10 protein-coding genes are annotated in these 11,444 nt (G+C 64.8%); 6 read left to right on the top strand and 4 right to left on the bottom strand.

From position 1 onward, the window contains the following. Window positions 1-101: 101 nt before the first annotated feature. Both AB0J29_RS17655 and AB0J29_RS17650 read left to right on the top strand, forming a co-directional pair. The gene (locus tag AB0J29_RS17655) at window positions 102-593 is read left to right on the top strand and encodes a hypothetical protein (RefSeq protein WP_364786590.1); all 492 of its coding nucleotides are present in this window, start codon (window positions 102-104) and stop codon (window positions 591-593) included. Window positions 594-687: 94 nt separating this feature from the next. Continuing rightward, window positions 688-957, top strand: a complete 270-nt coding sequence (locus AB0J29_RS17650) for a hypothetical protein (RefSeq protein WP_364786587.1) — start codon at window positions 688-690, stop codon at window positions 955-957. 604 nt (window positions 958-1,561) lie between these two features. Here the strand turns inward: AB0J29_RS17650 and AB0J29_RS17645 are convergent. Both AB0J29_RS17645 and AB0J29_RS17640 read right to left on the bottom strand, forming a co-directional pair. After that, complete coding sequence (locus AB0J29_RS17645) at window positions 1,562-2,809, bottom strand: cytochrome P450 (protein WP_364786584.1); 1,248 nt, start codon at window positions 2,807-2,809, stop codon at window positions 1,562-1,564. Window positions 2,810-3,037: 228 nt separating this feature from the next. After that, window positions 3,038-6,067: a glycoside hydrolase family 38 C-terminal domain-containing protein gene (locus AB0J29_RS17640; RefSeq protein ID WP_364786581.1), complete on the bottom strand. Its 3,030-nt coding sequence runs from the start codon at window positions 6,065-6,067 to the stop codon at window positions 3,038-3,040. A gap of 211 nt (window positions 6,068-6,278) precedes the next feature. On the opposite strand from AB0J29_RS17640, the gene AB0J29_RS17635 reads away from it, so the two are divergent. From AB0J29_RS17635 to AB0J29_RS17620, 4 genes are all read left to right on the top strand, one after another. Beyond that, entirely contained in the window at window positions 6,279-6,515 is a 237-nt protein-coding gene (locus AB0J29_RS17635) for a hypothetical protein (protein ID WP_364786578.1), read from the top strand. Between the two features lie 281 nt (window positions 6,516-6,796). Then, window positions 6,797-7,663 (top strand): class II glutamine amidotransferase, encoded by an 867-nt coding sequence (locus AB0J29_RS17630; protein ID WP_364786575.1) that lies wholly within the window; start codon window positions 6,797-6,799, stop codon window positions 7,661-7,663. A gap of 9 nt (window positions 7,664-7,672) precedes the next feature. Further along, window positions 7,673-8,020, top strand: coding sequence for an SDR family NAD(P)-dependent oxidoreductase (locus AB0J29_RS17625; RefSeq protein WP_364786572.1), 348 nt, complete (start codon window positions 7,673-7,675; stop codon window positions 8,018-8,020). Beyond that, on the top strand, window positions 8,017-9,669 hold the full coding sequence (locus AB0J29_RS17620; RefSeq protein WP_364786569.1) for a bifunctional 3'-5' exonuclease/DNA polymerase: 1,653 nt from the start codon (window positions 8,017-8,019) through the stop codon (window positions 9,667-9,669). The genes AB0J29_RS17625 and AB0J29_RS17620 overlap by 4 nt, the downstream gene beginning before the upstream one ends. A gap of 13 nt (window positions 9,670-9,682) precedes the next feature. Here the strand turns inward: AB0J29_RS17620 and AB0J29_RS17615 are convergent, their stop codons facing one another. Beyond that, window positions 9,683-10,312, bottom strand: coding sequence for a glyoxalase (locus AB0J29_RS17615; protein WP_364786566.1), 630 nt, complete (start codon window positions 10,310-10,312; stop codon window positions 9,683-9,685). 167 nt (window positions 10,313-10,479) lie between these two features. After that, window positions 10,480-11,109 (bottom strand): hypothetical protein, encoded by a 630-nt coding sequence (locus tag AB0J29_RS17610; protein WP_364786563.1) that lies wholly within the window; start codon window positions 11,107-11,109, stop codon window positions 10,480-10,482. Window positions 11,110-11,444: the final 335 nt, after the last annotated feature.

Raw genomic sequence — 11,444 nt, 5'->3', positions numbered from 1 at the left:
GTACAGCAATTGACCTCAGCAATCACTGCTCTACCAGGAGTTCGCTCAAATCTCGAGCGTCACGCACCCGAAACCAGAGTTCTCAGACGCTCACTCAGACCGTGACTACGAGCGACCTTCCGCAACGAGTTCCGTTCGTCGGCCCACCACGGCCCGAGGTCCGAGCGTGGTGGCAACCGCCCAGCGCCGAAGTGATCGAGCTGTTCGTGGTTGCGGGCAATCGGTGGGTCAACCAGGCCGAACCCGAAGAATCATCCCAGAGCCGGGGTGTTGAGTCCTCCGGCATCGGTGAACGACCCGAGCGCGTCATGGCGCTCAGTGAGCCGAAAGCGAAGCTCTGCCCCCGCTGCACCTATGAGGACGCCGAGCCGGACACCGGCATATGCCGCTACTGCACCGCCGATATCGAGTGCGCAAGCCACGCAATCGTTCTCGCGCTGCGCAACACCAACGCCAGAACCGACCGCCCGGCGGGCTGGTTGCAGCACGACGACGGATCATGGGCACCTGTCGACAATCACGGTACGTCGGACAGCCGTTCACCTTCACATTCGCATTGGATGACCGCCACCCGTTCGACGAGCACGCCGTGATCACCGACGAGCCGATCTCGATCGACGACACGGAGGTCGAATAGCCATGTCGACGACTGGACTCGTATGCGCCACAGTCGCAGGGGTTGTGACGTTGGGCATCGTGGTCTTCTACGTACTGCCGTATCTTGTCGACCGCCCGGTGCATGTCGATGGTGAACGTCCCAGTACGGAAATACTCGCTCGCATCGCTCGCGACCGTTGCCACCGTGCACCGAACCATCCGTACAGCGTCGATGAAGCGCGCCGCGTATTCCGTGCGCGCATCGACTGCGACGCCGACTCATGCGGCGCAAAGCATGAAGCCGTCTGGACCTTGATCGACGCGGGGATGCTCCGACCAAGCACACGCGTCGAACGGTGATGAGGCACTGACAGCGAACAGGCAGCCAAGAGGAAGGCGGAGGCATCGGCGTGAGGAATGCCGAACAACTCGGTCCGGATTTTCGAATTCGAGCAGAACGAATGGAGTAAGTGGGTCGGCCCGGACCGGCGTGCGGGCGCAGGTGCGGAAGTTCTTGGACTACGCCGGGTTGCGGCGCATTCCTTCGAAGCCGTGGCCAGAAGGCTCGGCATCGTCGAGCGTGCGTCCGATCATCGGAATATCGCGTCCGGGTCGGCACAAGGTTTCGATCCCGGCCCCTACCCGAATCGAGAAGCTTGCGAGAACGCGCGCGCCCGGTATTACGGACCCGCCTCAATTGGAATGCGCTCCGGTATAGACACCGATGAGGCTGAGATGGAATATGCTCGGCCGGATCGGCGTCGAACTCGAAATTCACTGCAACCGTGCTGATTCCGAACTCGACGCAGATCCAGATCACTCGGACAGCGACTTGCACTGGTCAGCGCGGCTGCATGGGCCGCGGTACGAAGCGGGTGCATTGGGCGGGAGCCTCGCTGTCAGGCGACTCATCACCGTCCCTCACGGCGGCCCTACCACAACCTGCGTGAACTGCGGCTGGACTTCACATTCCGGACAACAGTGGCGGGGATTTCGGGAAGGTGATCGGAAGTGCGGTGAGTGCCCGGTGGAACGGTCCCGGCCGCCAGATCAGCTCACCGGGCGGCACGGCGAGGCGGGTTTCCGGCAGTGCGTCGAGTAGTTGGTCGATGGCTTCCTGCGCGATCAGATAGGCCATCGAATTCGCCGGGCAGACGTGTGGTCCGGCGCCCCAGGCCAGATGGGAGCGATTGCCCGCGTATTGATTGGCGATGATCGCGGGATCGGTATTGCAGGCGGCGATGCTGATGACGACCGGCTGGTGGGCGGGTAGCCAGACACCGTCGATCAGGACCGGCAGGCGCGGAAATGTGAGGCAGAAGTTCGCCATCGGCGGATTGTTGAACAACACCTCGTCGAGCGCGTCCCTGGTCGACAGGCTCCCACCGAGTACGCTGCCGCCGAACCGCTCGTCGGTGAGGATCAGCAGCAGGGTGTTGATGATCAGATTCTGCTGCGGTTCGATGCCCGCGCCGTACAGCGTGCCCAGCTGGTGCACCATCTCGGTTTCGCTCAGCGCCGCCGGGTGCCGCAGCATCCGGGTGGCGATGTCATCGCCGGGCTCGGCGCGCTTGAGCCGGGTCAATTCCAGCATCGCCCCGGCGAGCAACCGGTTGCCGTTCTCGGAATCGACGCCCTCGAAGATCGCGGCCAGGCCGGTCGCGGCCTGCTGCGCGATATCGGCCGGACATCCGAGCATGGCGTTCAGCACGGCAAAGGCGAGCGGAAACGCGTACTGGCGCACCAGATCCGCCGAACCCTCGGAGCAGAACGAATTGATCAGCGGGACAGCGAGTTCGGCCACAGTATTGTGTAGGTCGTATTGATCGACCTGCTCCAGGCCCGCGACATTGGTCTGCCGATACCTGGCATGCGCCTCACCGGCACTGCGCAAGGCATTCGGCCGCCACTGCATCATCGGCAGCACCGGGCAGTCGGCAGGCACACTCTGCTGCCAGGTGCGTGGATCGGCCGGAAAACGATCCGGATCATTGAAGATCCGCAAAGCCGTGTAATAGCCGACCACCAATGTGGCGGGCACTCCCGGCGCCAGATCCACCGGCACCAATGCGCCGTATTGCTCCCGCATATCCCGATAGGCTCGATGCGGATCCGCCGCGAACTCCGGCGTGTACAACGCCACCCGCGGCCCATCCGTATCGCTCGGAGAAGCGAAAGGTCCACCGCTACGCGCCGAGGACGGCATCGTCATCGAAAACTCCACCATTCGAACGTCAAGTCTGTGAGCGCGAGCACTCACCCCACCGCACCCCGATCCCGGATAGCAGCCCCGCACGCTGGTCAGATGATAACCGTGGCGAAGGCGAGCTGCCACCGGTGTGCCACGGCATCGCTGAGCCGGTCGGTCGCATAGCTGTGGCCGATGCGGTAGGGGGCGGTGTCCTCGAGTGGGACGGTGACCGGAGTGCAGGCGCGAGATCTATTCGAGTGCCGTCGATTCGGTGGCGAAGCGAAGTGTGACTAGTTGGAAAGGCCGTAGCTGCACGCGAACTCCCGTGTCCTCCGGCGCAGCCGAGGTGTCGTCTCGTACCGGTCGTTCCAGCAGATCGCAGATCTGGAATCCGGCGAAGCCAAAGCCCGGGGTCACCGACGCCGAGGCTCGGCCACCGTGGGCCTCGTAGACACGGAGCACGACATCGCCGCTGCCGTCGTCTGCGAGTTTGACGGCACTGGCCACCACAGCGTCATTGTCGATAATGAACAGAGGCTCAACAGGTTCGGCGACACCTGGACGCCGGGTGCTGAGGTTGATGCGATAGCCCGCGCACACCGCATCCCCGATCGACGCGCCGGGGACCAATGCGTGCCGGAAGTGATGTGTGCCGTGGTCGGTCTCCGGATCCGGAAATCGCGGTGCCCGCAGGAGCGAGAACCGCAGCGTCGTCGTCGTACCGCCATCGGCTCGAACGGTGCGGGTGACGTCGTGACCATAGGTCGAGTCGTTGACCAGCGCCACACCCCAGCCGGGCTCGGCGAAGTGGACGAACCGATGATTGCAGGCTTCGAACTTCGCGTACTCCCAACTGGTGTTGGTGTGCGTCGGCCGGAAGACGTGCCCGAACTGGGTTTCGGATGCATAGCGATCGGCGTGGATATCCAGGGGGAAGGCAAGTTTGAGGAACTTCTCGGTCTCGTACCAGTCGACGGTGGTGTCGATCTCCAGACCACGTGCGCCCGCCCGCAATGTCAGGGTCTGCTCGACCTTGGAAGACCCGAACGAGCGGCCGACTCGCACCACAGCCGCCTCCTTCGAATCTGTGTCTGCGGCAACGAATTCCGCTTCGATCAGGTCGGTGACCCGGTTTCGGTAGAAGAGATCGATATCCCACGCATCCCAAGAATTCGGGAGATCCGGGTGCAGCTGCAACAGATTCGCGGCCGAACCCGGTGGCAGCGTCTCGCGCCGATGCACGAGGTCGAACAGCGAGACGACGAGGCCGCGCGCGTCCACTTCGACCCGAAGCAGACCGTTGTCGAGAACGAATCCGCCACCCGTGCGCTCGCTCACCGAGCACGAACCAACCGAATCCATCCCGGCCGCCGCACCGGCCGGAACCGATCGCCAGGTGTGCGGCGTCGAGTTGAACATATTCGGCCCCACCCGCTCACCGCCGAGCACCCATTGCGTCCGCTCGATGATTGCCGTCAATTCCGCGGCCACCGCCGCATACGTCTGCTCCGCCTCCCGGTGCACCCATGCGATCGACGAGCCGGGCAGAATGTCGTGAAACTGGTTCAGCAGCACCGTCTTCCAGATCCGGTCCAATGCCGCGTACGGGTACTCGAGGTTCTTCCGCACCGCCGCGGTCGCGGCCCACAGCTCGGCCTCACGCAGCAGGTTCTCACTACGCCGGTTGCCCTGCTTGGTCTTCGCCTGACTTGTCAACGTGCCACGGTGCAACTCCAGATACAGCTCCCCCACCCACACCGGCGGGTTCTCGTATTCGGCCTCCGCCCTGGCGAAGAAGCTGGATGGAGAGTCCCACAACACTTTCGGCGAACCCTCGAGGTCGGCCATCCTGGCCGCCTTCGCGATCATTTCCCGCGTCGTGCCACCACCACCGTCGCCCCAGCCGGTCGGCGCGAGTGATATCGACGCACGGCCCTTGTCCTTGAAATTCCGGGCGGCATGGGCGATCTCACGCCCGTGCATCGAGCAGTTGTAGGTATCGATCGGCGGAAAGTGGGTGAAGATCCGGGTTCCATCGATCCCCTCCCACAGGAAGGTATGGTGCGGAAACGTGTTGACCTGACTCCACGAAATCTTCTGTGTCAGTAACCATTTCGACCCAGCAGCCTTGATGATCTGCGGCAGCCCGGCGGCGAACCCGAAGGTGTCGGGCAGCCACGCCTCTTCGTTCTCGACACCGAATTCCGTGAGAAAGAACCGCTTACCGTGCACGAACTGGCGCGCCATCGCTTCCGAACCCGGCATATTCGTATCCGATTCCACCCACATACCGCCGGTGGGCACGAACCGCCCTTCCGCCACCGCCTGTCGGACCCGCTCGTAGACCTCGGGACGATGCCGCTTGATGAAGTCGTACTGCGCGGCTTGGGACATCGCATAGACGAACTCGGGCTCGTCGGCCAGCAATGCGGTCATATTCGAGGCCGTACGCGCGACCTTGCGCACCGTCTCGCGTAGCGGCCACAGCCACGCCGAGTCGATGTGCGCATGCCCGACCGCGAAAATCGTGTGCGCGGACGGCACTGCCGGTTCGGCCAGCACATTGACCAGGCATGCCCGCGCCGCCGCGGCGGTTGCGTTCACATTCTGCAGATCGACGGCGTCGAGCGCGCGCTCGATCGCACGCACGATGTCGTAGCGGCGAGCGGATTCCTCCGGCATCTCGTGCATGAGTTCGCCGAGTACCTCCAAATCCTGTACCAGCTGCCATACCTCGTCGTCGAAAACCGCGAGATCCATTCGGCCCAACCGGTATTGCGGCTCGTCGCCAGCGGTGGACCTGTCACCGAGAGCGGTCGGCGAAAAGAAGGGGATGATCGGGTTCGAAGCCGCCTCCACGTGCAGCCGCACCTGCTCGCCGCCGACCGCCGCAGACGCCACCCGCACCCACTGGTTACGCGGGTGCAGACCCTTCACCGGCGATCCGTCGGACCGATAAACCAAACCCTCACATTGGAACCCGGTCATATTCCGGTCGAAACCGAGATCGATGATCGCCTCGACGGTTCTACCCGCCCACTCGGCAGGCACCGTGCCCTCGACCGTGAGCCAACTGGTCCCCCACGGCGCGCCCCACCTGGCACCGGATTCGATGGGTGTCCGTGGCGCGGCCAACCCCTCGGCGACCGGCACCGGCTCATCCGGCGCGACCCAGATCGATGCCCGCAGCGGCACCGACTCCGGATAGATCGCCGGCATGATCCGCTCTGCCAGGACCCGCCCGAGACGGTCTTCGATCAACCGACGGTCATCGTGCACGGCGTGGCTCCCATCGAACGAAGGAGTGATCACCAACCGCCCTATTGTCCAATAGCGCAATGAATTCGGGGCGACACCAGCGTCACATCAGTCTTCCAGTCTTCCACTGTTTGATGTACCGTTATTTAACGGCTCAATAGAAACGGTTTCGGACCGGAACCCACTTCGGCGAGGCCGACGGACAGGCAGCTGTGTGCGCTCGGGAGGCGAAATGCTCAGTCTGGAAGGTCGACTGGCCCAGCTCATCAAGGAAGCGAGAAACCTGGAGACCGGAGCAACCGTCGAGACAGTAGGCGGGCTGCAATCCGCCCTCGGCTCTCTGGACCGAGAACTCGCAACGACGGCCGACTCCACCCAGCGACGTGAACTCGGCCGACTGCGCCGGGAAGCCGGGCTGCTCTTGGCCGATGCGCGCGCTCGGGCTGTGCTGGCACGCGATTTCGGGTGATCCAGCACCGGCCGGACGCTCGCCAACGGACAGGGCGAGATCATCGCGGTCCAGGACGCAGCGCTGGGTGCCCGCCGGAATGAAATCGATCGGCACCTATTCACGTGGTGTGGCCCGCATCGAGACCGATGCCAGCAAACCAGGTGATCGAGTAACCGCACCCTGAACCCCCTGGTCCACTGGCCGGACCGGAATTCCGGACCGGAAGGCGAGATCAGCCGACCCGGGACTACGATCGCAGGACACTCATCACACGCGGACAACGCTCAGGCAGGAGTCCCATGTGTCGTTTGTTCGGTTTATCGGCCGCACCGCGGCGAGTGCGGGCCACGTTCTGGTTGCTGGATGCGCCGGACAGTCTGTCGATCCAGAGTAGACGCGAACCCGACGGCGTCGGCCTCGGCACCTTCACCGCCAGCGGAGCACCGCTGGTCGAGAAACAACCGATCGCCGCGTACGAGGACGTCCAATTCGCCCGGGAGGCGCGCGAACGCGAATCGATGACATTCGTCGCGCACATCCGCTACGCCACCACCGGCGGCCTGCAACCCCGCAACACCCACCCGTTCGAACAACGTGGCCGCCTGTTCGCCCACAACGGTGTGCTGCACGGCCTCGACGAATTGGACTCCGAACTCGGTGACTACCTCGATCTGGTACATGGCGATACCGATTCCGAACGATTCTTCGCCCTGATCACCCAGCGCACCGACCGGCACGACGGCGACGTCACCGCGGGCATCACCGATGCGGTCAGATGGATCGCGGACCGGCTCCCGGTCTACGCCCTCAACCTGGTGCTCACCACGGCTACGGACCTGTGGGCACTTCGATACCCCGACACGCACGATCTCTTCGTCCTCGAACGCGCGGCAGGCGGCTCGCAGGGCAATCGACACCTGGACCAGGCCGGACGGGCCGGAATCCGAACGCGCAGTGCACACCTGCGCGAATTCCCCGCGGTCATCGTGGCCAGCGAGCGCACCGACGAGGACCCACACTGGCGAGCACTCACACCCGGCGAACTGCTCCATGTCGATGACCAGCTGCACGTCCGATCGAGCATCGTCCTGGATACCGCACCGCGCCATCCGCTAGTACTGGCACAGCTCGACAGCCGCGCAGCGGCGGCACAGTCGGGGCGCTGATTCGACTGAATGACCAGAGGACTGTTCGATATCCAGGGAAAGACCGCACTGGTGACAGGCAGGTCCCGCGGCAGCGGCTGCATGACCGCGCGTGGCCCGCTCACGGCGGGCGCACGAGTGGCCATCGCCTCCCACAAGAGCGCGGATATCACCACGGCGGCGGACGAATTGGCCACGCACGGCGACTGTGTGGCGGTCACCGCCGACCTGTCCACCCGCAGGGAGCGCACGCCCCGGCCGAGGAGGTCGCCACCCGGTTCGACCGGCTGGACATTCTGGTCGACAACCCGGACCACCTGGAACGCACCGCGGGTTCGACGTGGATGTCGTATGCCGCTGCAAGACTCGGGGATGTGAGATGGGCGATCGCGGAAACAGACGACGGAGGTGCACGTCTGTGTCCGCTCGATCGGGACGGTCGGCCCGCCGGACCGGTGCTACGCGAGACTTCGCTCGCCGAGGCGGTGCGCACCCGCCCCGAGGTCGAGCGGTGGGTGTGGCGATCCACGGCCGAGATCTACCGACCGTTGCTGGCGGCGGGCGTGCAGGTCGAGCGCTGCTACGACGTGCAGGCCGCGGAGGCGCTGCTGATCGGCCACGAGCAGGGCCAGTCGGGCCAGGCCCGCTCGCTGGCGGCAGCGTGGGCGCGACTGCACAACCTGACCGTCCCGCAGGACGCGCCCGCACGCGCCGCCGAGACCCAACCGTCGCTCTTCGAATCGGGTCCGGTACCACTGCCACCCGGCACGGACGAGTTCGACGCCCTGCTGGCGGTCTACGCGGGCCAGCTGACCCGCACGGCGAAAACCGAACATCCGGACCGAATGCGACTGCTCCTCGCCGCCGAATCGGCGGGCATGCTGGTTGCCGCGGAGATGTCCCGAACCGGGATACCTTGGCGCGCCGACGTCCACCGCGAACTGCTGGACCAGCTACTGGGTGAACGCTTTCCTGGCGGGCTGGAGCCGCGCCGGATGGCGGAATTGGCCGACGAAGTGTCGCGCGCCTTCGGGGCAGGGGTGCGGGTCCGGCCGGACCTGCCCAACGACATCATCAGGGCCTTCGCCCGCGTCGGGATATCGTTGTCCTCCACCCGAAAATGGGAGCTGCAACGGATCGATCACCCCGCGGTAGCCCCACTGCTGGCCTACAAATCGCTGTATCGCGTGTATACCGCCCATGGCTGGTCCTGGCTCGAGCAGTGGGTGCATGGCGGCCGTTTTCGCCCCGAGTACCTGCCCGGCGGCACGGTTTCCGGCCGCTGGACCACCAACGGCGGCGGTGCCCTGCAGATTCCCAAGGTGATCCGGCAAGCGATACGCGCGGATCCGGGATGGCGTCTGGTGGTCGCCGACGCCGACCAGATGGAACCGCGAGTACTTGCCGCTGTCTCCCGCGACCCGGGCTTGATGGCGGCGGCCGGTCGCGGCGACGACCTGTACGCCGCACTCGCGGAAAGTGTCTTCGGCGGCGACCGCGCCCAGGCCAAAATCGCCCTACTCGGCGCCATTTACGGCCAGACCTCCGGCGATGCTCTGGCCCACATGGCCGAACTGCGCCGACGTTATCCGGCCGCGGTGGCTTTTGTCGACGACGCTGCGCACGCCGGTGCGGAAGGCCGTTTGGTGCGCACGTGGCTGGGGCGCACCTGTCCACCGGCCTCCATCGCACCGCCCGACGAGGCGGACGGGTATGGCACCACCTCAGCGACGCGCGCTCGCGGCCGCTTCACCCGGAACTTCGTGGTGCAGGGCAGTGCCGCCGACTGGGCCCTGCTGCTACTGGCGGGCGTGCGTCATGCGATGACGCACGCCGGGCTCCGCGCCGAACTGGTCTTCTTCCAGCACGACGAGGTCATCGTGCACTGCCCAACCGAGGAAGCTTCGATGGTCGCCGAAATGATCGCGACCGCGGCGGAGAACGCGGGCCGGATCGCCTTCGGACCGACACCGGTGCGATTCCCGTTCACGACAGCGGTGGTGGAGTGCTACTGGGACGCCAAGTGAAGACGCACCCGGCTCAGGCCGAGGGAACGTCCCACGCGAACCCGTCGAGGTCGGTGCAGGGCCCGATATTGCCGCCGATGACGATCCGATGCGATCCGGTGCCTTCCGCGGGAACGCCCGCATCCTTGGCGGCGGCCCGGCGACCATAGAGCGCGAGCTTCACCGAGGACGGCGCAGTGTCGAACTCGACGTACTTGCTGCCGAAGCTCTTCGCGACGGTCAAACCGCGATCGACGTAGAACTGCTTGGTCGCCTTGACATTGTCGACCCCGAGCAGGATCACGAAATCATCGATCTCGCGGGTGGCCGGACCGGTGTCCTTCTTCGCCGATGTCGCGATCTTCCAGATCGCCCCATCCGGAGCCTGGACGACGCCGCCATAGCCCCAGAAACTCTTCTTGGCGGGCTTCAGTGTCGTCGCGCCCGCCTGGACAGCGGTGCCGATGAGGCTGTCGACGGTACTCGGTTGCGCCACCACGAGCGACAGGATAAAGCCGCGAAAGCCGGTCGTCGGCGCCTCCGAGGCGCGCACGCGCACCTTGTCGCCGAGACCGAACGCGGCCGTGTAGAAGGCCTGTGCCACTACGGTGTCGGGCACCTCGAGGATGACGGATTCGATGGCCTGGTCTGTGGTGATGTTCATGGCAACAACACTATTTTCTGCCGGCAACCAGCGCTTCTCGATTCCTGATCGCTTTCGGCCCTGAACGCCGCACCGCCATTGCCGACTATCGAGTGATGGCCGAACAGATCGTCGCTGTGCGGTGACGTTTCACGAGCGCGCACGGCGGAGTCGAGCCACCGGCGGTCTCACTCGATATCGAAGACGAACGCATACCAATCTTCGGACAGCTTTTCGAACCGTCGTGCGCGACTCCCTGCCGGCTCGTCGCCGGGCGAGAAGACCCAGCCGCGGACAGTGGAACCCACGAACCCGTCGGCGTCATAGAAATAGACGCGCCCATCGGACTCGCGATGAACCAGACTGATGTCGAGACCACCGAGACTCAGGGCTTGGCGGGTACTCGGCCCATCCTCGCGCAGCATCTCGACCGCGACGTCTTCCATTTCCGGACGTGCGGAGCCGAAGCTCGCAGGCCGAAAGATCAACCCGGTCACCAGGCCCGCGAGCACAACCACCGGCACTGCGGCGACTTTCCAAGACCATCGGTGCTCTCGACCGAGCAGATACAGCGTCTTGATCGCCCACCCCAGCAGGGAAACACCCAGCAGAATCCCGCCGATCACCAGGACTACAAGCCGATCCGGACCGGTCGAGTTCCCAACGAACGGAGCCCGGTCGTGGTAGACGCACAAGAGAAACCCAACACCAACGACTGTCCCCGTCAGGATCAGGGAACCCGGCGCCGTGGCGGCGTGTTGTCCGCCCTTGGCCTGCCCGTCATGAGCTTGTGATGTTTCGATTCGGGGCCTCCCCATATCGACTTCCGTAACCACCGCTTGACCCGCGTTCAACGATCCCCTCCACCGAACTGTACGACAATCAGGGCGCCGAACCGCATCGTCACCGGTGAATATATGACCGAACCAGGATGTTCGCCCTGCGGTCAGTCGATGCCCTCGCATCCGTAATCCTTTGGTGTGCCGCGAATCTCGTGTAGTCGTCGGAGACCACTGCTCGCTCATGATGCTGCTATGTCGTGACCGCTGGTCGGCGTGCCGGTGACCACGTCGCCTTTATCCAGATCGGCATCCGAATCCGAAATCCAATGGTCTTCGGCAACCCGGCTCAGCCGGCCATTCACGCCGCGGTC

Source organism: Nocardia sp. NPDC049707 (assembly GCF_040674855.1).
GTDB lineage: Bacteria > Actinomycetota > Actinomycetes > Mycobacteriales > Mycobacteriaceae > Nocardia.
This window is presented reverse-complemented; position numbering and strand designations above follow the sequence as displayed.

What these genes read in the sequence shown, in the direction of transcription:
- AB0J29_RS17645 (WP_364786584.1), bottom strand. Translation starts at nt 2,809, where the DNA reads ATGACGATGCCGTCCTCGGCGCGTAGCGGTGGACCTTTCGCTTCTCCG.
- AB0J29_RS17635 (WP_364786578.1), top strand. Translation starts at nt 6,279, where the DNA reads ATGCTCAGTCTGGAAGGTCGACTGGCCCAGCTCATCAAGGAAGCGAGA.
- AB0J29_RS17630 (WP_364786575.1), top strand. Translation starts at nt 6,797, where the DNA reads ATGTGTCGTTTGTTCGGTTTATCGGCCGCACCGCGGCGAGTGCGGGCC.
- AB0J29_RS17625 (WP_364786572.1), top strand. Translation starts at nt 7,673, where the DNA reads ATGACCAGAGGACTGTTCGATATCCAGGGAAAGACCGCACTGGTGACA.
- AB0J29_RS17615 (WP_364786566.1), bottom strand. Translation starts at nt 10,312, where the DNA reads ATGAACATCACCACAGACCAGGCCATCGAATCCGTCATCCTCGAGGTG.
- AB0J29_RS17610 (WP_364786563.1), bottom strand. Translation starts at nt 11,109, where the DNA reads ATGGGGAGGCCCCGAATCGAAACATCACAAGCTCATGACGGGCAGGCC.